The organism is Cellulomonas phragmiteti, assembly GCF_016862775.1.
GTDB lineage: Bacteria > Actinomycetota > Actinomycetes > Actinomycetales > Cellulomonadaceae > Cellulomonas > Cellulomonas phragmiteti.
Window position 1 is genome coordinate 81,244 of the sequence record NZ_BONP01000001.1, and the last position, 24,962, is coordinate 106,205.

The window sequence follows — 24,962 nt, forward strand, 5'->3', positions numbered from 1 at the left end:
ACCCCCTGCACGCACCTCGGGTGCGTCCGGGGGCCGCGTCCCCGCCCTGCGGCGCCACCAGAACCTACGAGGAGCGGACGAGCACTCAGTGGCTGAGTTCATCTACACCATGTACAAGGCGCGCAAGGCGCACGGCGACAAGGTCATCCTCGACGACGTCTCCCTCAACTTCCTGCCCGGCGCGAAGATCGGCGTCGTCGGCCCCAACGGCGCCGGCAAGTCGACGATCCTCAAGATCATGGCCGGTCTGGACCAGCCGTCGAACGGCGAGGCGCGGCTGTCCCCGGGGTTCACCGTGGGCATCCTCCAGCAGGAGCCCCCGCTGAACGAGGAGAAGACGGTCCTCGGCAACGTCGAGGAGGGCGTCGCCGAGATCAAGGGCAAGCTCGACCGCTACAACGAGATCTCCGAGCTGATGGCCCAGCCGGACGCGGACTTCGACGCGCTCCTGGCCGAGATGGGCGTGCTGCAGGAGGCCATCGACGCGGCCGACGCGTGGGACCTCGACACCCAGCTCGACCAGGCGATGGACGCGCTGCGCTGCCCGCCGCCGGACGCCGACGTGAGCGTCCTGTCGGGCGGTGAGCGCCGCCGCGTCGCCCTGTGCAAGCTGCTCCTGGAGAAGCCGGACCTGCTGCTCCTGGACGAGCCCACCAACCACCTCGACGCCGAGAGCGTGCTGTGGCTCGAGGCGCACCTCAAGGACTACCCGGGCGCGATCCTCGCCGTCACCCACGACCGGTACTTCCTCGACCACGTCGCGGAGTGGATCTGCGAGGTCGACCGCGGCCGCCTGTACCCCTACGAGGGCAACTACTCGACGTACCTGGAGAAGAAGGGCGAGCGTCTGGCGATCCAGGGCAAGAAGGACGCCAAGCTCGCCAAGCGCCTCAAGGACGAGCTCGAGTGGGTGCGGTCCAACGCCAAGGGCCGTCAGACCAAGTCGAAGTCGCGCCTGGCGCGCTACGAGGAGATGGCCGCCGAGGCGGACCGCACGAGGAAGCTGGACTTCGAGGAGATCCAGATCCCGCCGGGCCCGCGTCTGGGCTCGATCGTGCTCGAGGCGAAGAACCTGCAGAAGGGCTTCGACGGTCGCACCCTCATCGACGGACTGAGCTTCACGCTGCCGCGCAACGGCATCGTCGGCGTCATCGGCCCCAACGGTGTCGGCAAGACGACGCTGTTCAAGTCGATCGTCGGGCTCGAGCCGCTCGACGGGGGCGACCTGAAGATCGGGGAGACCGTCTCGATCTCCTACGTCGACCAGTCGCGCGGCGGCATCGACCCGAAGAAGACGCTGTTCGAGGTCGTGTCCGACGGGCTCGACTTCCTCAAGGTCGGCAACGTCGAGATGCCGTCGCGGGCCTACGTGGCGGCGTTCGGGTTCAAGGGGCCGGACCAGCAGAAGCCTGCCGGCGTGCTGTCCGGCGGTGAGCGCAACCGCCTCAACCTGGCGCTGACCCTCAAGCAGGGCGGCAACCTGCTGCTGCTCGACGAGCCCACCAACGACCTGGACGTCGAGACGCTCGGCTCGCTGGAGAACGCGCTCCTGGAGTTCCCGGGCTGCGCCGTCGTCGTGTCCCACGACCGGTGGTTCCTCGACCGCGTGGCCACGCACATCCTGGCCTACGAGGGCACCGAGGAGAACCCGGCGAACTGGTACTGGTTCGAGGGCAACTTCGCCTCCTACGAGGAGAACAAGGTGCAGCGCCTCGGTGCGGACGCCGCGCGCCCGCACCGCGTGACCTACCGCAAGCTGCGCCGCGACTGACAGCGACGCCGCACCTGCCCACGACGGCCCGGACGACCTCGTCCGGGCCGTCGTGCGTCACACCCGGGACGGTCGACGGGTGGTCCGCGGGGGTCTCGGGCAGACTGACCGCATGACGGAGCCCGAGGTCAGCGGCCCCGCCGCGTCCGCCGACCGGGCAGCGGGCGGCCTGCTCGACGCGCTCGAGCACCTCCAGCAGCGGCTCGCCACGCTCGCGCTGCCGCTCGACGCACCCGGTGCCGACGCGGCACGCCGCGACCGTGCCGCCGCGCTCGCGCAGCTGGACGACTACCTCCTGCCGCGGCTGCGGGCACGGTCCGCGCCGCTGCTCGTGGTCGTCGGCGGGTCGACGGGCGCCGGCAAGTCCACCCTGGTGAACTCGCTGCTGGGGCAGCAGGTCTCGGCACCCGGGGTGCTGCGCCCGACGACCCGCGCCCCCGTCCTGGTGCACCACCCCCTCGACGAGCGCTGGTACTCGACCGACCGCGTGCTGCCCGGCCTGGCGCGTCTCAGCGCCGGCCACGGGTCGCCCGCCGCACCCGCGGAGGCCACCGCGGATCCCGCACGGGCACTGCGGCTCGTCGCCTCGGACTCCCTGCCCCGCGGGCTGGCGCTGCTCGACGCCCCCGACGTCGACTCCGTCGACGTCGGCAACCGGCGCCTCGCCGTGCAGCTGCTGGACGCGGCCGACCTGTGGCTGTTCGTCACGACCGCGGCGCGGTACGCCGACGCCGTGCCGTGGGACCTGCTGCACCGCGCCGCGCAGCGGCACGCGCAGGTCGCGCTCGTCGTCGACCGCGTCGACCCGGGCACCGAGGAGGTCGCGGCGGACCTGCGGCGCATGATGGACGAGAACGGCCTGCCCGACGCCCGGCTGTTCCTCGTGCCCGAGTCGCCCCTCGTCGAGGGCCTGCTGCCGGAGACGGCGGTCGCCGACGTCGCGACGTGGCTCACCGCCCTGGGCGCCGACGCCCCGGCGCGGGAGGCGGTCGCGCTCGCGACCCGCGACGGGGTCGTCGACGACCTGGGACGCCGGGCACAGGTGCTCGCCGACGCCGCGGAGGCGCAGGTCGCGACCGACGCGCGGCTCCGGCGCGTCGTGGCCGCCGCGTACGCCGACGCCGGGGCCCACGTGCGGCTCGCGACGTCGGACGGCGCGATGCTCCGCGGGGAGGTCCTGGCCCGGTGGCAGGAGTTCGTCGGCACCGGTGAGCTGCTGCGCTCGGTCGAGCAGGGCGTGGGACGGGTGCGCGACGCCGTCACCGCGTTCTTCCGTGGCACCCCGGTGCAGGCGCCGCGGGTCGAGCAGGCGATCGCCCACGGGCTCACGGCCGTCGTGCTCGACGCCGCGGACGCCGCGGCCGAGCGCACGCACGCCGCGTGGCGGGACGACGCCGCAGGGGCCGCCCTGCTGACCGGGCTCGACCTCGCGCGGGCGTCGACGACGCTGCGTGCCGAGGTCGACGCGCAGGTCCGCGGGTGGCAGGGCGACGTGCTGGAGCTGGTGCGCGAGCAGGGCGCGTCGCGGCGGGGGACCGCGCGCTACCTGTCGTTCGGCGTCAACGCGGCCGGCGTGAGCCTCATGGTGCTGGCGTTCGCGTCCACCGGTGGCCTGACGGGCGTCGAGGTCGGCATCGCCGGCGGCACGGCCGTGGTGGCGCAGAAGCTCCTGGAGGCGGTGTTCGGCGACGACGCGGTCCGGCGGCTGACGGCCGACGCGCGGGACCGGCTCGACACCCGGGTGGCCGGGGTGCTGGCCCGTGAGGCCGAGCGCTACACCGCGCAGCTCGACGCGCTCGGCGCCGCCGACGTCGACGGTGCCGCGCTGCGCGCCGCCGGCCGCGACGTGGAGCGCGCTGCCGGCACCGAGCGGTCGGCGCGACCGGCCGTCACGCCGGCCCGGGCAGCACCCGCGGCAGCGGGCCACGCGCTGCGCGGTGCCGGGGTGCGGTCGTCGGGACCGTCCCGCCGGGAGCGCGGGGACGCGCCCGGCAGCGCCGACCCCGACCTCGCGGACCGGCCCCGGCCCGGCTTCTGGCGACGCCTCCTCGGCGGAGCCGGGCGGGACGGCGCATGAGCCTGCGTCTGGACGAGCGCCTCGCGGCGCTCGACGCCGCGCTGGACGCGGGCGACGGTCGGCTGCCCGGGCCGCTGGTCGCCGACGCGCGCACGGTGCTCGCCCGGGTGCGGGAGCGCGCGGGCCTGTCCGCCGAGCACACCGTGGTCGCGCTCGCGGGGGCCACCGGCTCCGGCAAGTCCTCGCTGTTCAACGCCCTCGTCGGTGCGGACCTCGCCGCCACCGGGGTCCAGCGGCCCACGACGTCGCACCCCCTGGCCGTCGTCGTCGGCGCGGACCCCGACGCGGACGGCCCGACGCGGCTGCTCGACTGGCTCGAGGTGGGGCGGCGCCACGCCCTGCCCGCCGGTCCCGTGGGCCCGCCGGAGGCGCGCGCGGGCTCCCCGGGGCGTAGGGCGCTCCTCGCCGACGGGCTGGTGCTCCTCGACCTGCCCGACCACGACTCCGTCGTCACCGAGCACCGCGGACGGGCGGAGCGTCTCGTCGCCCGTGCCGACCTGCTCGTGTGGGTCGTCGACCCGCAGAAGTACGCCGACGCGGCCCTGCACGAGCGCTACCTGGTCCCCCTGGCGGGGCACGACGACGTCGTCGTGCTCGTCCTCAACCAGGCCGACCGGCTGGCCGCGGGGGAGGTCGACGCCGTCCTGCAGGACCTGCGCCGGCTCGCGCGCTCCGACGGTCTCGACCGCGCCCGCGTCGTCGCGGCCTCGGCACGCACCGGCGCGGGCGTGGACGACCTGCGCGACCTCGTCGGGCGAGCCGTCCAGCGGCGCGAGGCGACCAACCAGCGGTTCGGCGCCGACCTGCGCACGGTGGCGCGGGACGTCGTCGAGACCTGCGGCCCCGCGCCGCAGGGGCGTCGGCGGGACGTCGACGCCGACCGGCTGATCGACGCCCTCGAGGACGCCGCCGGGGTGCCCACGGTCGTCCAGGCCGTGCGCCGCTCGGCGGTGCGTCGCGCCGGCGCGCACACGGGTTGGCCGCCCGTCCGGTGGATCTCCCGGCTGCGACCCGACCCGCTGCGGCGCCTGCACCTCGCACCGGGTCCCGCCGCCGCGGCCGACGTCACGCGCACCTCACTGCCGCCGGCCGGTCCCGCGCAGCGGGCGACCGCCGTGACCGCCGTGCGCGACCACACGGACGCCGCGCTCGCGGGCGCGCCCGACGCCTGGGTCCTGGCAGCGCGCTCACGCCTCGACACCGCAGCCCTGCCGGACGCGCTCGACCACGCGGTCGCGCGCACCCACCTGCTGCCGGAGCGGCCGGTGTGGTGGTGGCGGGCCGTCGGCGCCCTGCAGTGGCTGCTGCTCGCGGCCGCCGTGACCGGAGGGCTGTGGCTCGCCGGGATCGCGGTGCTCGCGTACCTGCAGCTGCCCGACCCGGTCACCCCGGTGTGGGGGCCCGCGCCCGCGCCGACGGTCCTGCTGGTCGGTGGCGTGCTCGCCGGTCTGCTCGTGGCGACCGTCGGTGCGCTCGCCGGCCGGCTGGGTGCCCGCGCGCGGGCCCGGGCTGCGCGGCGGCGCCTGCGGGCGTCCGTCGCCGAGGTGGCCGGGCGCCTCGTGCTGACCCCGCTGGCCGCGGAGACCGACGCGTGGGCCACGTGCCGGGCGCAGGCGGCACGCGCCGCCGGTCGGTGAGCGCCGGCGGCACCTGCCGCGGGGTCAGTCCGCGCGCCGCTGCCAGCCGGCGCCGATGCCGGCGGGCCGGTACCCGAGCGCCACGTTGACGGCGAGCATGTGCGCGTTCTCCTGGGCGTTCCAGGTGTGCAGCCGCCGCACTCCCGGCCGCCGGGCGGCGTAGGCGTCGAGGTTGATCGCCTTGACGAGCATGCCGAGGCGGCGCCCGCGGTGGTCGCGCAGCACGAGCGTGTCCTCCTGGAAGGCGAAGGGCACGTCGGTCGCGGGAACGACCAGTACCGTGAACGCCGCCAGCGTGCCCGTCGGCACGTGCTCGGCGGCGGTCAGCAGCGCCCGCAGGTGCTGCTGCTGGTGCTGTCGGAGGTGGTGGCGCACGCGGGCGGCGTCCCACCGGTCCTCGCCGATGTCGTAGTCCGCGCTGGGCGCGTCGGTGCTCATGCGCGTCCACAGCACGGCCAGGGCATCGAGCCACCCGTCGGGGACGTCGTCCCACCAGGTGTGCGTGCGGTAGTCCGGACCGGCGTGCGCCCGTGCGTCGGCGAGCAGGTCCGCGCGCGCGGCCGGGTCGCCCGGCAGCGCCAGGACGGAGTGCCGGGCGACCTGCTCCAGGCGGAACCCGTGCCGGAGCGCGAACCGCACGGCGGGCGCGTCGGCGGGCACCCGACCGGCCCCCGTGGGGGCGTCCAGCACTCCGGGACCGGGCGGCGGCTCCGGTGCGTGCCCGGACCACGCGGCGGCGGTGTGCCGCCCGTGGCGGACCATCACCTGCTCGGCACGTCGCAGCAGCGCCGTCCCGATGCCCTGACGCTCGTGCCCGGGCCGCACCTGCAGCTGGACGTACGCGAGGTGCGTGTTGTCGTGGCGGGGCATCACGACCGTGACGGCACCCAGGACGTCGTCCGCGCCGGGGGAGTCGGGGCCGTCGTCCGCGAGGGCGACCGCGAGGTGCTGGACCGCGTACTCCTGGTCGACGTAGCGGGGGAGCCGCACCGGCAGCGGCGCCCACAGGTCCGTCCAGCCGTACCGCGCGAGCTCGTGCGCGTGGTCGATGTCGCAGACCGCCTGGTAGGCCCAGACGTCGGGATGGTCGAGGTCGGTGGGTGCGGGTGGGGCGTCGACCACCCGCCAGTCCGTCGTGGTGCCCATCGCCCCACCGTGGCCCTGCCGGGTCGTCGTGCGCGAGCGGATTTCGCCGCACGCGCGTGCCGCGCGAGGATGCTGCGGGCGCCGGGACGGGGCGTCCACCCCGGGACGGAGGACGCATGGCCAGGATCGTGGTGCCGGTGCAGCTGCGCTGGTCCGACATGGACGCGTACGCGCACGTCAACAACGTCGAGATGCTCCGGCTCCTGGAGGAGGCGCGCATCGAGGTGTTCTGGCGCCACCCCGAGGCGCCGGACGGGACGGCTCCCGACGGCGCACGCCCCACGGCCGTGCTCGACGCCGGCCCGGGCGCGCTCACCTCCACGCTGGTCGCCCGCCAGGAGATCCAGTACGTGCGGCCGCTGCCGTACCGGCGCGCACCGGTCGTCGTCGAGCTCTGGATCGGGCACCTCGGCGGGGCGAGCCTCGACGTCTGCTACGAGGTACGCGACGCGCCGTCGACGGTGGAGGGCTCGGTCGCGTTCGCCGTCGCGACGACGACGATCGTGCTGGTCGACACCGCGACCGGGGCGCCGCGCCGCCTGACCGCGGACGAGCGCGCCGTGTGGACGCCGTTCGTGGAGGCTCCGGTCGTCATCCGCCGTCGCGCCTGAGGTCGGAGCGGGCGCGCTCGGCGCGCTCGGCGGCGCGGGCGACGTTGCGCTGCATGCCACCGAACACGACGCCGTGGAACGGGTACACCGCCCACCAGTAGAGCTGCCCCGCGAGCCCGTGGGGGTGGAACAGCGCGCGCTGGGCGAAGACCACGGGCGCTCGCCGCCACGCGGCGGGGTCCCACGTCGCGTCGTCGCCGCTGCCCACCCGGTCGTCCCTCGTGTCCGCGTCGACGTCCTCGACGGGCTCGACGCGCAGCTCGAGCCACGCCAGGCCGGGCAGCCGCATCTCGGCGCGCAGCCGCAGGACCCGTCCGGGCTCGATCTGCTCGACCCGCCAGAAGTCCACGGCGTCGTCGATGAGCAGGCGTGCGGGGTCCCGGCGGCCCCGCCGCAGGCCGGGCCCGCCCACGACGCGGTCGACCAGCCCACGCGCCCGCCAGGCCAGCTCCCAGGAGTACCAGCCGCGCTCACCGCCCACGGCCTCGACGACGCGCCACAGCGCAGCGGGCGAGGCGTCGACCAGGACCCGCCGCTCGTCGACGTACAGCGAGCCGCCCGCCCACTCCGGGTCCGACGGCAGGGGGTCGCTGGGTGCGCCCGGGGCGGCGGCGGACGACCAGCGGGTGCTGACGCTGGCGCCCTGGACGCGGGCCAGCGCGAGCCGGACCGCACGGTCGAACCCGACGAGGCCGCCGGGCGGGTCGGGCACGAGGGCGGCCACGTCGTGCTCGTCGCAGACGACCTCGTGGACGAGGGACTCGACCAGCGGCCGCGCGAGCCCGCCGGGGACCGGCGTCACCAGCGAGACCCACAGGCTCGACAGGCGGGGCGAGAGCACCGGCACGGGCACGATGATCCGCCGCGGCAGGCCGGCGATGCGGGCGTAGCGCTGCATCATCTCCCGGTACGTCAGGACGTCGGGGCCGCCGATGTCGAAGGCGCGGGACACGTCCGGCGGCATGGCGGCCGAGCCGACGAGGTAGCGCAGCACGTCCCGGATCGCGATCGGCTGGATGCGGTTGGACACCCACTTCGGCACGGTCATGGCCGGCAGCCGCTCGGTGAGGTAGCGCATCATCTCGAACGACGCCGACCCGGACCCGAGGATCACCGCCGCGCGCAGCACCGTGGTCGGCACGCCCGACGCGAGCAGGATCTCGCCGACCTCGGTGCGTGAGGCCAGGTGCGGCGAGAGCGTCTCACCCTGCGGGGAGAGCCCGCCCAGGTAGACGATCCGCCCGACGCCCGTCGCGCGCGCGGCGTCCGCGAAGGTCTGCGCGGTGTGCCGGTCACGCTCCTCGAAGGTGCGGCCCGTGCCGAGCGAGTGGATGAGGTAGTACGCGACGTCGGTCCCGGCGAGCGCCGCACGGATCTGCTCGGGCTCGGCGGCGTCGGCCGCGACCACCTCGACGTCGTCGTACCAGGGCCGGCCGCGCAGCCGGTCGGGGTGACGCGCCAGGGCCCGCACGCGGTACCCCGCGGCGAGCAGCTCGGGCACCAGCCGACCCCCGACGTAGCCGGTGACTCCGGTGACGGCGACGAGCGGGGCGTCCGGTCGCGGCCGGCCGTCGGGTCCGAGCCCCGGCACGAGGCCGTCGAGGGTGCGGGCGACGGGCTCGGGGGCCAGGTCCGGCTCCGGCGCGGTGCCCGGCGGCACGTCGGTGCTGTCGCTCATCCGGGAAGTCTGCGGCCGCCACGGGCGGGCCGCACGTCGTGGCGGGATCAGGACGTCAGCAGGGCCAGGGTGCGCTTCTCGGCGACCTGCTGGGAGCGGGTCGGGGCGATGGTCTCGCCGCGTTCCCACAGGTCGATCACCCGGGGGTCGATGTAGGAGCCGCGCGCGACGGTCGGGGTGTTGCCGAGCTCCTCGGCGACGTCCTTGACGACGGCCGTGAGCACGCGGCGCCGTGCCCGCTCGCTGCGTGGGGCGGGACCGGCCGCGGCCAGACCGCGTGCGGCCAGGACGGTGGCGTGCCACGTGCGGAAGTCCTTGGGCGTCGCCTCCCCGAGGCGGTCGCGCACGTAGCGGCCGACGTCCGCGCTCGTGACGTCGTGCCAGCCCGCCGCGTCCCGCCACGCGAGCAGCTCGGGGCTGTCGTCGCGGCGGCGCAGCAGCACCCGGACGAGCTCGGCGACGACCTCGTCGTCGACGACCGTGTCCCGCACCTGCCCGGACTTGGCGGGGAAGAGCAGGTGCACGGCCCCCGGTGCGCCGTCCGCGTCGGGCAGCACCCGCACGTGCTCGCGCCGCAGGGTCGCGAGCCCGAACGACCCGTGGCGGCGGGTGTAGCCCTCGGTGCCGACGCGCAGGTAGGCGCGGTCGAGCAGGCGGAACGCGAGCGCCAGCGCCTTGTCCCGCGGCATCCCGTCGAGCGCCAGGTCGGCCCGGACGCGCCGGCGGGCGGCGGGCAGCCGGCGGGCCACGTCCAGCACGTGCTCGTGCTTCAGCCGCGCGCGCCGCGCGTGCCACTGCAGGTGGTAGAGGTACTGGCGGCGCTCGGCGTCGTCCAGCCCGGCCGCCTGGATGTGACCGTGGGGCCACGGGCTGATCCACACCTCGCGCCAGGCCGGGGGGATCGCCAGACCCCGGATGCGCTCGAGGTGCTCGATCTCCTCGATGCGACGACGGTCGTGGTCGAGGTACACGAATCCCGCACCCGCGCGGCGCCGGGTCCACCCGGGCTGGTCGATGCGTACCCTGCGGAGCCGAGCCATGCCGGAATCCTCACCCGGGGTGCCGCGCCGCGCACGGCGGGTGCGGGTGAGGCGGCGGCGTCAGTCCGGGACCCGGACCATGCCCTCCTGGGCGATGGAGGCGACGAGCGCGCCGGCGCGGTCGAACACGCGCGCGGCACCGAGCCCGCGACCGCCCTGCGCGCTCGGCGTCGACTGGGAGAACAGCAGCCACTCGTCGACGCGCACGTCGCGGTGCCACCACATCGCGTGGTCGAGGCTCGCCATGGACAGCCCCGGGGTCGCCCACGGGCGGCCCGCGCGGCGCAGCACCGGCTCGAGCATGATCTGGTCGCACGCGTAGGCGAGCAGCGCGCGGTGCAGCAGCTGGTCGTCCGGCACGGGTCCGCGGGCGCGGGCCCACACGCACTGGCGCCCCAGCGGGGACTCGGCGTCCGCACGCAGGTAGATCGGCCCGTCGACGTGCCGCAGGTCGAACGCCGACTCCTGCGCCCAGAAGCGGGCCATGGGGTGGTCGACGTCCCCGAGGGCGTCCAGCGCCGAGCCCACGTCCTCGGGGTCCGGCACCTCGGGCGCGTCCTCGGCGTACTCGATGCCGGGTTGCTGCTCCTGGAACGACGCGATCATCGACAGGATCGGTGACCCTCCCTGCTGCGCGTGGGTGCGCCGGGCGGAGAAGGACCGGCCGTCGCGCAGCCGCTCGACGGCGAACCCGATGGGCGCGGCGTCGTCGCCGGGTCGCAGGAAGTACCCGTGCAGCGAGTGCGGCAGGCGCCCGTCCGGGACGGTGCGTCCCGCGGCGAGCAGCGCCTGCGCGAGCACCTGACCGCCGAACACGCGGCCCTGCGGCTGCGGCAGGCTCAGGCCCTCGAACGTGTCGGGCTGCTGCGGGTCGGGCGTCAGGTCGAGGGCGCGCAGGACGGCCCGGACGGGGTCGTGGCTCGCGGCGGGCAGCGTCATCGTCAGTCCTCGAAGGTGTTGAGCATCGAGTGGGCCGCGCGTTCCAGGTAGTCCCAGAGCTCGGCGCGGTGCAGGGGGGCGAGGTCCAGGGAGTCGACGGCGGTGCGCATGTGGCGCAGCCACCGGTCCCGGGCGTCGGGGTTCACCTTGTACGGGGCGTGCCGCATGCGCAGCCGCGGGTGCCCGCGCTGCTCCGAGTAGGTCGTGGGGCCGCCCCAGTACTGCTCGAGGAAGAGCGTGAGCCGCTCCGCTGCGGGGCCGAGGTCCTCCTCGGGGTACATCGGCTGGAGCACCGGGTCCGCCGCGACGCCCCGGTAGAACTCGTCGACCAGCCGCACGAACGTCTCGTGCCCACCCACGGCGGCGTAGAACGAGTCGTCTCTCACGCCGTCCATCCTCACACGCAGGGACGTGCGGTCCCGCGGGCCGCGGGTGTGGGCCGCGCCACGCCGCCGACCGGCGCGACGCGGCTCACAGGCCCAGCTCCTCCAGGACCGGCAGGCCGGCGCGGACCGCGGCGCGCGCGTCGGCGGCGCTCGAGGAGTCGGCGGCGCGGCGTGCGAGCACGCGGCACGTCGCGAGGTCGGTGGCCGCGAGGACGGCGGCGACGTCCGGCAGGGCGCGCGGCGTCATCGACAGCGAGGTCACGCCCAGGCCGACGAGCACGACGGCCAGCGCCGGGTCGGCCGCGGCCTCGCCGCACACCCCGACCGGTCGCGCCTGCGCGGCGCCGCCCAGCGCCGTCGCCTCGACCAGGCGCAGCACCGCCGGCTGCCACGCGTCCGACAGCCCGGCCACCGCCCCGAGCAGCCGGTCGGCCGCCATCGTGTACTGCGTGAGGTCGTTGGTGCCGATGCTCGCGAACTGCGCGTGCGCCAGCAGCGGGCCGGCGAGCAGGGCCGCGCTCGGCACCTCCACCATGATCCCCGCCGTCGTCAGGCCGTGCCGGGCGCACGCGGCGACGAACCGCTCGGTCTCGTCGACGGTCGCGACCATCGGCGCCATCACCCAGGTGGTCGTGCCGGGGTGCGCGGCGGCGGCGCGTGCGATGGCCGTGAGCTGGTCCTCGAGGACCTCGGGCCGCTCCTGCGCGACGCGCAGTCCGCGCACGCCGAGCGCGGGGTTGGTCTCGGGGGCCGCGTGCAGGAACGGCAGCGGCTTGTCGGCCCCCGCGTCGAGCGTGCGCACGACGACCTTGCGGCCCGTGAACGCGGACAGGACCCGGCCGTACGCGGCGGTCTGCTCGTCGACGTCGGGCGCCTGCGTGCGGTCGAGGAAGGCGAACTCGGTCCGGAACAGGCCCACGCCCTGCGCGCCGGCGTCCGCGGCGGCCTGGGCGTCGGACGGGTCGCCGACGTTCGCGAGCAGCTCGACGCGGTGCCCGTCGGCGGTGCGCCCGTCGCCGTCGAACGTCCGGGTCGCGCCCGCCAGCGCGCGCACGCGGCGCACCGCGTCGTCCGACGGGTCGGGGGTGACGGTGCCCGTCGCGCCGTCGACCAGCAGCAGGGTGCCCTCGGCGAGGTCGAGGACGCCCCCGGCCGCCACGACCGCGGGGATGCCGCGCGACCGCGCGAGGATCGCGGTGTGCGACGTCGGTCCGCCGGCGGCCGTGACGACGGCCACCACGCGCTGGGGGTCGAGCGTCGCGGTGAGCGCCGGGGCGAGGTCGTGCGCGACGAGCACGTAGGGGTGCGCCCGCACGGGGATCCCGGGCGCCTGCTGACCGGTGAGGTGGGCGACCAGCCGGTCGCGGACGTCGACGACGTCGCGCACGCGCTCGGCCATGTAGCCCCCGAGTGCCTCGAGCTGTGCCGAGACCGCCTCGGCGGCCTCCCAGACGGCGCGCTCGGGCACCAGGTGCTCGTCGTGCACGCGCTGCTGCGCGTCGGCGACGAGGGAGGGGTCGGCCGCCATCGCGGCGGCGGCGTGCAGCAGCGCCGCGCTGTCGCCCTCCGCGGCGAGCGCGGCGGCCTCGAGCTCGTCCTGCACGGCCTGCGCCGAGCGGGCGACGCGTTCCGCGGCGGCCTGCCGGTCGGCACCCGGTGGCAGGCGTCGCCCGGCGGGCGGCTCGGCGACGGCGTCGGGCAGGCGGACGGCAGGGCCGACCGCACGCCCCGGGCTCACGCCGATGCCGACGACGCGCGTGGTGCCCACCCGGACCTCCTCGGTGACCGCCGGCGGGAGGAGCGGGTGCGGGTGCCTCCGCCGTCGTCGCCGTGCCCCCGCAGTCTGTCGCGTGCGCTCACGCCGGGCCAACGACGACACGCGCGCGTGGCGCGCGGCGCCACCCCGGCGGGGCGCGGGGGCGCCGCCCGCCGGGACGGCGGTAGCCTGGGACCGAGACGACGACACCCGGGGAGAGCCATTGAGCAAGGCACAGCAGATCCTGGCCGCACTGGGTGGGGAGGCGAACGTCGTCGACCTCGAGCCGTGCATCACGCGGCTGCGGGTCGAGGTCGGTGACGCGCAGCTCGTGGACGAGGCGGCGCTGAAGGCGAGCGGGGCGTTCGGCGTCGTGCGCTCGGGCCGCATCGTGCAGGTCATCGTCGGCCCCGAGGCCGACAACCTGGCCGCCGAGCTCGACCACCTGCGCTGATCGCGACGCCCGCGTGAGCGTGCTGCGGCTCACGAGCCCCGTGCCCGGCGTCGTGCGCCCGCTGGCGGACGTCCCGGACCCCGTGTTCGCCGAGCAGATGGTCGGCCCGGGGGTCGCGGTGGAGCCGGACCGCACGGGCCGGCAGGACGTCCTCGCTCCCTGCGACGGCGTCGTGGGTGCGCTGCACCCCCACGCGTTCGCCCTCGAGCTCGACGACGGCCGGGCGGTGCTCGTGCACGTCGGGATCGACACCGTCACCCTCGCCGGCCTCGGGTTCGACCTGCACGTCGAGCGCGGTCGACGCGTGCGGGCGGGCGACCGCGTCCTCAGCTGGTCGCCGGTCGACGTCGCCGCTGCCGGCCTGTCGACGGTGTGCCCGGTGATCGCGCTGCAGGCGGACGCCGCGGACCTGACGTCCCTGGTCGCCCACGGTGCGCACGTCGCGGCCGGGCACGACCTCCTGGGGTGGGCCGGGCCCTGACGACCGGTCAGGCCGACGTGGTCCGCGGCGGGTCGCCCGGCTCGACGGCCTCGTGGACGGGGGTGTCGTGGGGGTCCCGCGGCGGCGCGGAATCGGTGGGCTCGTCGGTGGGGACCGCGGCGTCGTCCGCCGAGGGTGCGGCGTCCGCGTCTGCGTCCGTGGGTGAGTCCGCGGTCGTCGTCGGCCCGCCCCCCGTGCGCTCGCGGTGCGCCGTGAGCGCGTCGCGCTGACCCGCCAGGGGCACCCCGGCGCGCTCCAGCGTGCGGCGCACGGCGACCCGCAGGTGCCGGGCGACCTCCCACTGCATCGCCGGCGCGGTGCGCACGGACAGCCGCAGGCCGACGGCGTCCGCCGCCAGCTTCTCCGCGCCCGTGACCGTCGGTTCGCCCTGCAGGTAGGCGCCGACCAGCGGGTCGCCGGCCACGTCGCGGGCGGCCTCCTCCAGCAGGCCGCGCGCCTCGTCCAGGTCGACGAAGTAGTCGACGTCGACCTCGACCACGGCCGTGCTGAAGCCCTGCGTCTTGTTGCCCACGCGGATCATCGAGCCGTTCGGCACGTACCAGAGGGTGCCGTCGCCGTCGCGCAGCTTGGTCACGCGCAGCCCGACGGCCTCGACGGTGCCCGTCGCCGGGCCCACGTCGACCACGTCGCCGACGCCGTACTGGTCCTCGAGCAGCATGAACAGCCCGGACAGGAAGTCCTTGACCAGGCTCTGCGCGCCGAAGCCGACGGCGACGCCGACGATGCCGGCGGACGCGATGAACGGCGCGAGGTTCACCCCGAGCGCGTCGAGCACGAGGATCGCGGCGATCGACCCGACCACGATCGAGGAGGTCGAGCGCAGCACCGAGCCGATGGTGCGGGCGCGCTGCGCGCGCCGCGCACTGGCCAGCGGGTTCGCCTTGAGCAGCACGGAGCCGACCTCGGAGCGGCCCAGCGGGCGCAGCACGCCGCGCTCCGTGACCGGGTCGCCCTCCGCCACGTGCTTGGTGATGCCCGCGATGGCGCGGCGCAGCACGAGCAGCACGATCGCGCTGACGACGACGATGAGGACGATGCGCAGGGGGACGCCGACGAACCACTCGCCCCAGGAACCGGCCCAGTCTCCCCAGCTCTCCCCCTTCTCCGGGCTGACTCCCGGCGGTGTCGGGGAGCTCGTGGCCACCGCCGGGTCCGTCGCGAGGAAGGCCGTGAGCAGCGCCGCGGTGCTCACCGCGCCACCGCCGCGAGCAGCCCCGTCCGGTCGGCGACGAACTGCAGCTGCTCGACCGACAGCCCGATCGTGCGCGACAGCGCGCGCGCCCCGTGCCCGACGCCGATCTCCCGCCGGACCAGCACAGGTCGCTCGTCGGGGTCCGACGTGGTCGCGGCCTGCAGGGCCGCCGCCAGCTTGCGGGCGTGCAGCGGGTCGACGCGCGAGTCGCCCTCGAACACCGTGAACAGCACGGCGGGGTACGCGGTGCCGTCGACGACCCGGTGGTAGGGGGAGTAGCCGAGCAGCCAGCCCAGCTCCTCGGGGTCGTCCGCGTCCCCGTACTCCTCGGTCCACGTCACACCGAGCCCGAAGCGCTGGTAGCGGACCATGTCCAGCAGCGGCGCGGAGCACACGGCCGCCGCCCACAGGTCGGGTCGCTGCGTCACGGCCGCACCGACGAGCAGGCCGCCGTTGGACCCGCCCCAGCACGCGAGCATGTCCGTGGTCGTCCAGCCCTCGGCCACGAGGTGCTCGGCGACCGCGTGGAAGTCGTCGAACACGTTCTGCTTGTGCGCGCGCATGCCCGCGCGGTGCCAGTCCTCGCCCTCCTCGCCGCCGCCGCGCAGGTTCGCCACGACGTACACGCCACCGGCCGCGACCCACGCCAGGGCCGTGGCGGAGAACGCCGGGTCGAGGCTGATCTGGAAGCCGCCGTAGCCGTACAGCACGGTCGGGGACGCGGCCAGCGGCCGTCCCGCGGCGTCGACCAGGTCGGCGCGCGCGAGCACGAAGGCGCGCACGGTCGTGCCGTCGGTGCTCGTGACCTCGATCTGCTGCGTGCGGACGGCCGGCAGGTCGGGCAGCGCCCCGGGGGGCGCGGCCCACAGGGTGACCGCGCCCGTCGTCGCGTCGTACCGGTGCACGTGCGGCACCGTCACGTGGTCCGTGTAGGAGAACCAGACGTCCGGGCCGCCCTCGGGGCGGGTGACCAGCCCGGACACCGAGCCCAGCCCGGGCAGCGGCACCTCGCCCGTGCGGGCGCCGGTGCGCGGGTCGTGGACGGTGACCTCGCTGACCGTGTGGCGGCGCCACGCCGCGAGCAGGGCTGTCGGGCGCGTCGGGTCGCCGTCGTCGACCAGGGCGACGTCCTCGAGCACCGCGACGTCGTCCTGGGCGAGCAGCGTCACCCAGTGCTCGACACCCGGTGCCGCGGGGTCCGTCACGGCGAGCCGACCGCGGGGCGCGTCGAGGTCGGTGTGCACGTACAGCCGGCCGTCGCGGCCCACCCACGCGCCGACCTCGGCGTCCAGCCCCACCGCGACCTCGACGAACGCCGGCGCCTCGTGCGCGCCGGGGGCGGTGAGGTCCGCGATCCAGACGTCCGTGCGGGGCGCGGTGCCGGCGGCGGCGGACACGAGCAGCCAGCGCCCGTCGCGGCTCACCTGCACGCCGTAGTAGTTCGTCATCGCGAGCCCGGCGCCGAACACCTCGACGTCCTGCTCCGCCGGGGTGCCGACGCGGTGCAGCCACACCCGGCGGTGGTACTGCTGCTCGTCGGCCGGCACCAGGTCCGCCGCGAGGCGGCGCACGTAGTAGAACGCCTCGCCGCCCGGCAGCCAGGCCACGGGGGAGTAGCGCGCGCGGTCGATCGGCCCGTCGACGAGCGCACCGGTCGCGACGTCCAGCACGTGCAGGACGCTCTCCTCGGTGCCGCCGTGCGACACCTGGTACGCGAGCAGGTCGCCCTCCTTGGAGGGCTGCCAGGCGTCCAGCGTCGTCGTGCCCGTCGCGTCGAGGCCGAGCGGGTCGATCAGCACCCGCTCGTGCGGCGTCCCGTCGTCACCCGGCTCGGCGACGACGACGACCGCGTGCTCCTGGTCGCCGGTGCGCCGGGAGAAGAACCGCCGGTCGCCGCGCCACGCGGGGGCCCCGACGAACCCCGCACCGAGCAGCGCCCGCAGGTGGGCGGGCAGCGCGTCGTCGGCGAGCGGGGTGCCGGCGACCCGTGCGGACAGGCCGGTGCGGTACGCGGCGTACAGGTCGTCCTGCGCGGCCGACCAGCGGCGGGTGCGCTCGTCGTCGGAGTCCTCGAGGGCCCGGTACGGGTCGGCCACGCGGTGGCCGTGCAGGTCCTCGACGAGGTCGGTGCGCGGTGCCGGGGGGTAGGCGGCGGCCGTCGGTACAGGACTCGGGGTGGTACGGGGAGCAGGCTCGGTCGTCACGACGCCCCAGGCTACGTGGATCCGCGGTGCCGCAGCGCGCGCACCCGCGGCGTGCTCCCTCGACGCGGCGCGTCAGCGGGAGATCGGGACGGGCAGGTCCGTGACCTCGTCCTGGGCGACGTCCTGCAGGGCGCCGGTCGCGCTCACCGCGACCGTGTGCCGCCGGATCGTCCCGCCGTCCTGGACCCAGGCGACCACGTCGAAGCCGTCGGCCGTGGGCGTGGCCGTCGTCGCGGCGATCCGGCCCTCGAGCGTGGCACGGGCGGCGTCGACCGCTGCCTGCGCGTCGGTGTCGAGCCGGGGGCGCAGCTGCACGTCATCGAAGGACGCGATGCGCTGCGACCACTGCCGGAACGACCGCGTCGCGTCCAGGTACGTGTCGACGACCGCGACCGCGGTCGTGGCGTCCTCGACGCGCACGTCGGCCTGCGCGAGGAGGTCGCGGAACGCCTCCGGTGCCCCTGCGAGCACCAGGGCCTCGTCCTCGTCCGACAGCGCGACGTACGCCCGGGACCCGTGCGACCCGTCGCGTGCCAGCACGTCCAGCACCTGCCAGCCCGCCAGCCACGGGGTGTCGAGCGGCGTGAGGGTCGTCCCCGCGGCCGCCACCAGGTCCGCGAGGGCGGGGTCGTCCGTGCGCAACGCGTCGGCCAGTCGGGTGCTCACATCGCCCTCCGGGGGGCCGTCGGTGGTGGGGGAGGCGCCGGTGGACGCGGCGGTCGTCGGTGTCGCCGTCGGTGCCGTGGCGCCCGCGTCGCACGCGCCCAGCGCCAGCAGCGCGCCGAGCGCGACGGCCGTCCCGGCCGTCGCACGGTGGTGGATGGTGCGTCGCACGCCTGCTCCTCGTCCCGTCGTCCGTCGCGTCACGCTAGTCCCTGCCTCAGTGCCTGTCGTCCCACGCGGAGCCGTAGTAGTCCTCGTAGGTGTCGCCGGTGGTGGACGTGACGAACGTGCCGTCGGTGAACAGGTCGCGGACCGCGGCGAACGCCGCGTCACGGGCCTGCTGCTCGCTGCGACCGGCCGTCACCGCCGCGTCGTACGCGTCCCAGTAGGTGTCGTCCGAGATGTCGGTGGGCATGCTCACGCCCTGGTCCTCGAGCTCGCGTGCCGCGACGATCTCGTCGACCACGCCTCGCGTCTCCTCGTCGAGCATGCCGTTGACGTAGTCGTCCCGGCTGTCGCCGTGGACGTCCGGGCTGCTGCCGTCGGCGTCGCTGCGCGCGTGGTTCGCCTCGTGGACGAGGGTGCGCACCGTCTCCAGCGGCGTGTTGCCCGTGTCGACGTACACGTGCTGCCCGTCCCAGTAGGACCCGCTGCTGCTGTCGCGGACCTCGATGCCGTTGTCCGCGAGCCACTGCAGCATCTCCCGGCCGCGCTCGGTCAGCAGCAGGGTCCGCACCGTCTCCGAGTCGGGGTCCAGACCCTCGGGGATCGTGACGCCGTCCACGACGGGCAGGCCGTTGGCGGGGTCCGTCGGGTGCCCCGTCGGGGTGGCCGTGGGGGTGGACGTGGGCTCCTCGGTGGGCTCGTCGGGGCAGAACCAGCCGAGCGTGGAGCACCACCAGCCCGGCTCGTCGTCCTGCTCCTGCTCGTCCTCGTCCTCGTCCTCGTCGTCCGAGCAGAACCACCCGACGTTCGTGCACCACCAGCCGGGCTCGTCGCCGTCGGGGGCCCGGCCGTCGGGGGCGCCCGGAGTCCCGGCGCCGCAGTCGGCCTGCCCCATCGAGGTGATCTCGCAGACGAGTCGGGCCACGAGCGCGCGCCCCACGGGGCTCACGGCCAGCACCAGGGCCGCGACCAGCGCGACGACGACGAGCACGACGCCGAGGTACTCCGTCGTCGCCTGCCCGAGGTCGCGCGGCGGCACGCCGTCCGGCCGGCCGGCGGCAGGGCGTTCCCTCCGCGCCCCGTCCGCCGGCCGTCCGGACGCCCCCGGGGCGCTCCTCACCGTCATGGCACCAGCCTGCGCGCCACCGACGCGCGCGCCCAGGGTCCGGGGGCACGCGTCCGCCCGGCACGACGTGGGCCCCCGGGCCCTGCGTCCAGCCGCGCGGCGCACCCTCTGGCAGGATCGAGCCGTGCCCCAGACGACCACTCACGATGACCTGTGGCGGCTCGCCGCTGCCTACGACGTCGTGCCCGGGTACCGGGGGCACGACGGGCAGGACCACGAGGCCAGCGACGAGACGGTCGTGCGCGTGCTCGCGGCCCTCGGTGTCGACGCCTCGTCGCCGCAGCGGATCGCGCTGGCGCTCGCGAACGTCGAGCACATGCCGTGGCGCCGCGTGCTGCCGCCGGTCGTCGTGGTGCGGCAGGGCGCGTCGGCGCACGTGCCGGTGCACGTGACGCACGGCGACCCCGTCGACGTGTGGGTCGAGCTCGACCCGGAGGCGGGCGGGGGTCGGCGCGACCTCACGCAGGTCGACGTCGTCGTGGAGCCGCGCACCGTCGACGGCCGCCTCGTGGGTCGCGCCACGTTCGCCCTGCCGGACGACCTGCCGCTCGGGTGGCACGAGGTCCGGGCGGACGGACCCAGCGCGCACGCCCACAGCCCGCTGGTGGTCACCCCGCAGCGGCTCGAGCTGCCCGAGCGCGTGCGCCGGGGCGGCGTCTGGGGGCTCATGGCGCAGCTGTACTCGGTGCGCTCGCGCACGTCGTGGGGCGTGGGGGACCTCGCCGACCTCGCCGAGCTCGGCTGGCTCGCGGCCCACCGCTGGGGCGCGGACTTCGTGCTCGTCAACCCCCTGCACGCGGCCGAGCCCGTCGAGCCGCTGACGCCCAGCCCGTACCTGCCGACGACGCGGCGCTTCGTCAACCCGCTGTACGTGCGGGTGGAGGACGTGCGCGAGACCGCGTACCTGTCGGCGGCGGACCGCGCGCTCGTCGAGTGGGCGGCGGAGCCGGTGCTCGCCCTCGACGCCGATCCCGGCCCCCTCGACCGCGACGCCGTCTGGGCTGCCAAGCGGGCGGCGCTCGAGGTCGTGCACGCGCATCCCCGCTCGGCGGCCCGGCAGGCGGCGTTCGACGCGTTCGTCGAGGAGGAGGGCGAAGGGCTGCGCGAGTTCGCGCTGTGGTGCGCGCTCGTGGAGCGCCACGGCCCCGCGGACGGCTGGCCCGCGGACCTGCACGACCCGCTGTCCGACGCGGTCGCCGCCGCCGCTGTCGAGCTGGCCGACCGGGTGGTCTTCTGGTCGTGGCTGCAGTGGGTCGCCGACGAGCAGCTCGAGCGTGCCCAGCGCGTCGTGCGCGAGGGCGGCATGGCGCTGGGGATCATGCACGACCTGGCCGTGGGGGTGCACCCCGAGGGCGCGGACGCGTGGGCGCTGCGCGACGTCCTGGCGACCGGGGCGTCGGTGGGCGCGCCGCCCGACATGTACAACCAGCAGGGCCAGGACTGGTCGCAGCCGCCGTGGCACCCCGAGGCCCTGGCCCGTGCGGCCTACCGTCCGTACCGGGACATGCTCCGCACGGTGCTGCGGCACGCGGGGGCCATCCGCATCGACCACGTCATCGGCCTGTTCCGGCTGTGGTGGGTGCCCGTGGGCAACAGCGCCAAGGACGGCGCCTACGTGCGGTACGACCACGACGCGCTCATCGGGATCCTCGCGCTGGAGGCCCACCGGGCGGGTGCCGTCGTCATCGGGGAGGACCTGGGCACGGTCGAGCCGTGGGTGCGGGACTACCTGTCCGAGCGGGGGATCCTCGGGACGTCCGTGCTGTGGTTCGAGCAGGAGCACGACGGCCGTCCCCGCCCGCCGGAGACGTACCGCGAGCTGACGCTGGCGACGGTGACGACGCACGACCTGCCCCCGACTGCCGGGTACCTCGCGGGGGAGCACGTCACCCTGCGCGACCGGCTGGGTCTGCTGTCCGAGCCGGTGGCCACCGTCCGTGCGCACGCCGCCGCCGAGCGCGACCGCATGCTCGACGCGCTGCGCGAGCGTGGGCTGCTGGGCCACGACCCCTCGGAGCGCGAGGTGGTGGAGGCCCTGCACCGCTGGATCCGTGCCACGCCGTCCGTGCTGCTGGGTGTCTCGCTGGTCGACGCGGTCGGGGAGCGCCGCGCGCAGAACCAGCCCGGCACCGACCAGGAGTACCCCAACTGGAAGGTGCCGCTCGCCGACGGCACCGGACGGCTGGTGCTCCTCGACGACCTGTTCACCCACGCGCGCGCACAGTCGCTCGCCGACGCGATGGGCGAGTGAGCCGGCCCCTGCACCGCGTGCGGGTGGTCGGGACGTCCGGCGCGGGCAAGACGACGTTCGCACGTCGCCTGGCACGTGCGCTGGACGCCCCGCACGTCGAGCTCGACGAGGTGTTCTGGGGACCCGGCTGGGTCAAGCGCGACGCCGAAGAGGCGCGTGCCGAGCTGCGGGCACGGACCGCCGGGCCCCGCTGGGTCGTCGACGGCAACTGGGACTCCCGCCTCGACGGCGCGCTGGACCACGCGGACACGATCGTCTGGCTGGACCACCCGCGGCGCACCGTCATGGCCCGTGTCGTGCGCCGCACGCTCTGGCGCGGTCTGACGCGGCGCGAGCTGTGGCACGGCAACCGGGAGACGCTCGCGAACCTGCGCAGTGCCGACCCGCACCGCAACATCGTCCTGTGGGCGTGGCACCACCACCCGGTCGTCACGGAGCGGTACGCGGCCCGGGCGCAGGCCCCGGGGTCGGACGTCGTCCGGCTGCGTGGCCCGCGCGCGGCGGAACGGTGGCTGCGCGCGCTGGAGACGGGCGCCCGCCGGCGCTCCTGAGGGCCCGGGCCCGCCGCCGGCACCCACCGACCGTGCCCGCCGGCCGGAGGGACGACGACGGCCGGGCGCGAGCGCACCCGGCCGTCGTGACCCGTCAGGCGCGGCGGCGGTCGGCCTCCTGCGCGGCGAGCGCCCGGCGCACGCCGTCGCGGGACTCCACCACGAGGCGGCGCAGCGCCGCGGGTGCGTCCGGGTGCGACGCGAGCCAGGCGTCGGTGGCCCCCAGGACGTCGACGCGCGGGTCGTCCGCCAGGGGCGTCGGGTAGAGCCCGAGCACCACGTTCTGCGCCATCTCGTTCGTCTTGTCGGCCCAGACCCGCTCGAGGTCCGCGAAGTACGCCTCGACCCACGGCACGAGCAGCGTCGTGTCGTGCACGCGCGTGAACCCGCCGATCGTCGCGGCCTGCAGCGCGTTCGGCAGGTCGTCGCCCGTGACGACGGCAGCCCAGGCGCGCTCCTTGGCCTCGGCCGTCGGGACGGCGGCACGCGCGGCCGCCGCGGCGCGCTGCCCCGTGGCCGTCGGGTCGGCGGCCTGCTGGGCCGCGACGTCGGCGTCGCCGGCGCGTCCGCCCGCGACGAGCGCCGTCAGCAGCTCCCAGCGCAGGTCGGTGTCGACCGTCAGGCCCTCGAGGGTGCGCCGGCCGTCGAGGAGCTCGGTGACCGCGTCGAGCTGGGCGGCGGTGCGCGACCGGGCCGCGAACGCCTTGACGAGCTGCAGCTGCTGGTCGGAGCCGGCCGTGGCCGCCTGCGCCAGCTCGAGCAGCCGGTCGGCCGCCGCGGTCACGGTGGCCTCGCGGTGCTCGGGCGCCACGTACAGGTCCAGCGTCGTCGCGAGCTGGCGCAGCAGCACCAGGATCACGGACGAGTCGGTCTCGTGGGCGATGTTGCCGAGGACGAGGTCCACGAAGTCGCGGCCGGGTGTCTCCCCGTCCCGCGTGGCGTCCCACGCCGCGTTCCAGACCAGCGTCCGCGGCAGCGAGTCGGTGAACCGGTCGAGGTGGGCCACGGCCGTCGCCAGCGAGCGGGGGTCGAGGCGGACCTTGGCGTACGCGAGGTCGTCGTCGTTCACCAGCAGCAGCGCGGGGCGCCGCACACCGACCAGCTCGGGGACCTCGGTGCGAGGGCCGTCGACGTCGAGCTCGACGTGCACCGTGCGGACCAGCCGCGCGTCGTCGCCGTCCCCGACCAGGTCGTAGCCGCCGACCGCGAGCCGGTGCGGGCGCTGCACCGGGTGCTCGTCCGGGACCTCCTGCAGGACGGCGAAGGACGTGACGACGTCGTCCGCGTCGACCTCGACGTCCGGGCGCAGCAGGGTGACGCCCGCCTGCTCGAGCCACAGGGCCGACCACGCGGACAGGTCGCGGCCGCTCGTGGTCTCCAGCTCGGTCAGGAGGTCGTGCAGCTGGGTGTTGCCCCAGGCGTGACGCGCGAAGTAGGCGCGCACCCCCGCGAAGAACTGCTCCTGGCCGACCCACGCGACCAGCTGCTTGAGCACCGACGCGCCCTTGGCGTACGTGATGCCGTCGAAGTTGACCTCCACGTCCTCCAGGTCGCGCATGTCCGCCACGATGGGGTGCGTCGAGGGCAGCTGGTCCTGGCGGTAGGCCCAGGACTTCTCGAGCGAGGAGAACGTGGTCCACGCGCTGGTCCACGGCGTGGCCTCGGCCGTCGCGAGCGTCGAGACGTACTCGGCGAACGACTCGTTGAGCCACAGGTCGTCCCACCAGCGCATCGTCACGAGGTCGCCGAACCACATGTGCGCCAGCTCGTGCAGGATCGTCACCGCGCGCCGCTCGACCGTGGCGTCGGGCACCTTGGAACGGAACACGTACGACTCGAGGAACGTGACCGCGCCGGCGTTCTCCATCGCACCCGCGTTGAACTCCGGCACGAACAGCTGGTCGTACTTGGCGAACGGGTACGGGTGACCGAAGCGCTCCTCGTAGAACGCGAAGCCCGCCCGGGTGATGTCGAGGATGTTGTCGGTGTCCAGGTGCTGGGCGAGCGACGACCGGCAGTAGACCCCGAGCGGGATCGTGCGCCCGTCGCTGCTCGTCAGCTCGCCGTGCTCGCCGTGGTACGGGCCCGCGACGACCGCGGTGATGTACGACGAGATGCGCGGGGTCGTCTCGAAGCGCCAGGTCGCGGTGCCCTCGTCGCGGCCGCCGTTGAGGTTGCGCCCGCCCTCCACGCGCTGCGGCATGCCGAGCTGCGGGTAGTTCGAGACCACGGTCCAGTGCGCGGGCGCGGTCACCGTGAACGTGAAGGTCGCCTTGAGGTCCGGCTGCTCGAAGACCGCGAACACCCGGCGGGAGTCGGCGACCTCGAACTGGCTGTACAGGTACACCTCGTCGTCGACGGGGTCGACGAACCGGTGCAGGCCCTCACCGGTGTTCATGTACGCGCACTGCGCGACGACCGTCAGCTCGTTCTCGTCCGCGAGCCCGGCCAGCTCGATCCGGGAGTCTGCCACCACCTGCGCGGGGTCCAGGCTCCGGCCGTTGAGGACCACCTCGTGCACCGTGGGCGCGATCAGGTCGATGAACGTGCTCGACCCGGCCGTCGCCGAGAACCGCACCGTGGTGCGCGACGCGAACGTCGTGGGCCCGGTGCTGAGGTCGAGCTCGACGTCGTACGCGTGGGTGCGCACGAGCGCGGCGCGCTCGGCCGCCTCGGCACGGGTGAGGTTCTCTCCGGGCACGGATGCTCTCCGATCGTTCAGCGGCGGTGGCCACGGTGGGCGGTGGCGGCACCCGGGCGGTCGGCGACGACCGGGGGTCGGGTCGGCCGTGGCGGGGCGCTGCCGTGTCGCA

General features: G+C 75.7%; 19 protein-coding genes. 8 read left to right on the top strand and 11 right to left on the bottom strand.

Annotation, left to right across the window (positions count from 1 at the left end; translation table 11 throughout):
• The first annotated feature begins 88 nt into the window (after window positions 1–88).
• The 3 genes from ettA (at window position 89) to Cph01nite_RS00455 (ending at window position 5,485) form a co-directional block, all read left to right on the top strand.
• Window positions 89–1,771, top strand: a complete 1,683-nt coding sequence (gene ettA / locus Cph01nite_RS00445; RefSeq protein ID WP_203670390.1) for an energy-dependent translational throttle protein EttA — start codon at window positions 89–91, stop codon at window positions 1,769–1,771.
• Window positions 1,772–1,883: 112 nt separating this feature from the next.
• Window positions 1,884–3,848, top strand: coding sequence for a dynamin family protein (locus Cph01nite_RS00450; protein ID WP_203670391.1), 1,965 nt, complete (start codon window positions 1,884–1,886; stop codon window positions 3,846–3,848).
• Window positions 3,845–5,485 carry a GTPase gene (locus Cph01nite_RS00455; RefSeq protein ID WP_203670392.1) on the top strand — a complete coding sequence of 547 codons (1,641 nt, stop codon included), beginning with the start codon at window positions 3,845–3,847 and terminating at the stop codon, window positions 5,483–5,485. Before Cph01nite_RS00450 ends, Cph01nite_RS00455 begins: the two co-directional genes overlap by 4 nt.
• 24 nt (window positions 5,486–5,509) lie before the next feature.
• On the opposite strand, the gene Cph01nite_RS00460 is transcribed toward Cph01nite_RS00455, so the two are convergent.
• The gene (locus Cph01nite_RS00460; RefSeq protein WP_203670393.1) at window positions 5,510–6,631 is read right to left on the bottom strand and encodes a GNAT family N-acetyltransferase; all 1,122 of its coding nucleotides are present in this window, start codon (window positions 6,629–6,631) and stop codon (window positions 5,510–5,512) included.
• Between the two features lie 116 nt (window positions 6,632–6,747).
• Between Cph01nite_RS00460 and Cph01nite_RS00465 the strand changes: the two genes are divergently transcribed.
• On the top strand, window positions 6,748–7,242 hold the full coding sequence (locus Cph01nite_RS00465) for an acyl-CoA thioesterase (RefSeq protein ID WP_203670394.1): 495 nt from the start codon (window positions 6,748–6,750) through the stop codon (window positions 7,240–7,242).
• On the opposite strand, the gene Cph01nite_RS00470 is transcribed toward Cph01nite_RS00465, so the two are convergent.
• From Cph01nite_RS00470 to ptsP, 5 genes are all read right to left on the bottom strand, one after another.
• Complete coding sequence (locus tag Cph01nite_RS00470; RefSeq protein WP_203670395.1) at window positions 7,223–8,920, bottom strand: SDR family oxidoreductase; 1,698 nt, start codon at window positions 8,918–8,920, stop codon at window positions 7,223–7,225. The two genes, Cph01nite_RS00465 and Cph01nite_RS00470, sit on opposite strands and share 20 nt — an antisense overlap.
• A 47-nt stretch (window positions 8,921–8,967) precedes the next feature.
• The gene (locus Cph01nite_RS00475) at window positions 8,968–9,960 is read right to left on the bottom strand and encodes a DNA topoisomerase IB (protein ID WP_203670396.1); all 993 of its coding nucleotides are present in this window, start codon (window positions 9,958–9,960) and stop codon (window positions 8,968–8,970) included.
• A 60-nt stretch (window positions 9,961–10,020) separates the two neighbouring features.
• The gene (locus tag Cph01nite_RS00480) at window positions 10,021–10,899 is read right to left on the bottom strand and encodes an acyl-CoA thioesterase (RefSeq protein ID WP_203670397.1); all 879 of its coding nucleotides are present in this window, start codon (window positions 10,897–10,899) and stop codon (window positions 10,021–10,023) included.
• A 2-nt stretch (window positions 10,900–10,901) separates the two neighbouring features.
• Window positions 10,902–11,285: a globin gene (locus Cph01nite_RS00485; RefSeq protein WP_239068933.1), complete on the bottom strand. Its 384-nt coding sequence runs from the start codon at window positions 11,283–11,285 to the stop codon at window positions 10,902–10,904.
• An 85-nt stretch (window positions 11,286–11,370) separates the two neighbouring features.
• On the bottom strand, window positions 11,371–13,053 hold the full coding sequence (gene ptsP / locus Cph01nite_RS00490; RefSeq protein WP_203670399.1) for a phosphoenolpyruvate--protein phosphotransferase: 1,683 nt from the start codon (window positions 13,051–13,053) through the stop codon (window positions 11,371–11,373).
• 211 nt (window positions 13,054–13,264) lie between these two features.
• Between ptsP and Cph01nite_RS00495 the strand changes: the two genes are divergently transcribed.
• Entirely contained in the window at window positions 13,265–13,495 is a 231-nt protein-coding gene (locus Cph01nite_RS00495) for a PTS sugar transporter subunit IIB (protein WP_203670400.1), read from the top strand.
• 13 nt (window positions 13,496–13,508) lie between these two features.
• Window positions 13,509–13,976, top strand: a complete 468-nt coding sequence (locus Cph01nite_RS00500; protein WP_203670401.1) for a PTS sugar transporter subunit IIA — start codon at window positions 13,509–13,511, stop codon at window positions 13,974–13,976.
• 7 nt (window positions 13,977–13,983) lie between these two features.
• Here the strand turns inward: Cph01nite_RS00500 and Cph01nite_RS00505 are convergent, their stop codons facing one another.
• The 4 genes from Cph01nite_RS00505 to Cph01nite_RS00520 all read right to left on the bottom strand — a co-directional run bounded on the left by Cph01nite_RS00505 (window position 13,984) and on the right by Cph01nite_RS00520 (window position 19,347).
• Complete coding sequence (locus tag Cph01nite_RS00505) at window positions 13,984–15,189, bottom strand: mechanosensitive ion channel family protein (RefSeq protein ID WP_239068934.1); 1,206 nt, start codon at window positions 15,187–15,189, stop codon at window positions 13,984–13,986.
• Window positions 15,186–17,393: a prolyl oligopeptidase family serine peptidase gene (locus Cph01nite_RS00510; RefSeq protein ID WP_239068935.1), complete on the bottom strand. Its 2,208-nt coding sequence runs from the start codon at window positions 17,391–17,393 to the stop codon at window positions 15,186–15,188. The genes Cph01nite_RS00505 and Cph01nite_RS00510 overlap by 4 nt, the downstream gene beginning before the upstream one ends.
• A gap of 72 nt (window positions 17,394–17,465) precedes the next feature.
• Complete coding sequence (locus Cph01nite_RS00515; protein ID WP_203670402.1) at window positions 17,466–18,227, bottom strand: hypothetical protein; 762 nt, start codon at window positions 18,225–18,227, stop codon at window positions 17,466–17,468.
• A 46-nt stretch (window positions 18,228–18,273) separates the two neighbouring features.
• Entirely contained in the window at window positions 18,274–19,347 is a 1,074-nt protein-coding gene (locus Cph01nite_RS00520) for a hypothetical protein (RefSeq protein ID WP_203670403.1), read from the bottom strand.
• 124 nt (window positions 19,348–19,471) lie between these two features.
• Here Cph01nite_RS00520 and malQ point away from each other — a divergent pair, with 124 nt between their 5' ends.
• Together malQ and Cph01nite_RS00530 are read left to right on the top strand one after the other, a co-directional pair.
• Window positions 19,472–21,598 carry a 4-alpha-glucanotransferase gene (gene malQ / locus Cph01nite_RS00525; protein WP_203670404.1) on the top strand — a complete coding sequence of 709 codons (2,127 nt, stop codon included), beginning with the start codon at window positions 19,472–19,474 and terminating at the stop codon, window positions 21,596–21,598.
• Window positions 21,595–22,149: an AAA family ATPase gene (locus Cph01nite_RS00530; protein ID WP_203670405.1), complete on the top strand. Its 555-nt coding sequence runs from the start codon at window positions 21,595–21,597 to the stop codon at window positions 22,147–22,149. The genes malQ and Cph01nite_RS00530 overlap by 4 nt, the downstream gene beginning before the upstream one ends.
• Before the next feature lie 94 nt (window positions 22,150–22,243).
• Here Cph01nite_RS00530 and pepN read toward each other — a convergent pair whose 3' ends face one another.
• Window positions 22,244–24,850: an aminopeptidase N gene (pepN, locus tag Cph01nite_RS00535; RefSeq protein WP_203670406.1), complete on the bottom strand. Its 2,607-nt coding sequence runs from the start codon at window positions 24,848–24,850 to the stop codon at window positions 22,244–22,246.
• Window positions 24,851–24,962 lie beyond the last annotated feature (112 nt).

Excerpts from the sequence above, each read along its gene's own strand:
- Cph01nite_RS00450 (WP_203670391.1), top strand. The coding sequence starts at position 1,884 with ATGACGGAGCCCGAGGTCAGCGGCCCCGCCGCGTCCGCCGACCGGGCA.
- Cph01nite_RS00455 (WP_203670392.1), top strand. The coding sequence starts at position 3,845 with ATGAGCCTGCGTCTGGACGAGCGCCTCGCGGCGCTCGACGCCGCGCTG.
- Cph01nite_RS00460 (WP_203670393.1), bottom strand. The coding sequence starts at position 6,631 with ATGGGCACCACGACGGACTGGCGGGTGGTCGACGCCCCACCCGCACCC.
- Cph01nite_RS00465 (WP_203670394.1), top strand. The coding sequence starts at position 6,748 with ATGGCCAGGATCGTGGTGCCGGTGCAGCTGCGCTGGTCCGACATGGAC.
- Cph01nite_RS00470 (WP_203670395.1), bottom strand. The coding sequence starts at position 8,920 with ATGAGCGACAGCACCGACGTGCCGCCGGGCACCGCGCCGGAGCCGGAC.
- Cph01nite_RS00475 (WP_203670396.1), bottom strand. The coding sequence starts at position 9,960 with ATGGCTCGGCTCCGCAGGGTACGCATCGACCAGCCCGGGTGGACCCGG.
- Cph01nite_RS00480 (WP_203670397.1), bottom strand. The coding sequence starts at position 10,899 with ATGACGCTGCCCGCCGCGAGCCACGACCCCGTCCGGGCCGTCCTGCGC.
- Cph01nite_RS00520 (WP_203670403.1), bottom strand. The coding sequence starts at position 19,347 with ATGACGGTGAGGAGCGCCCCGGGGGCGTCCGGACGGCCGGCGGACGGG.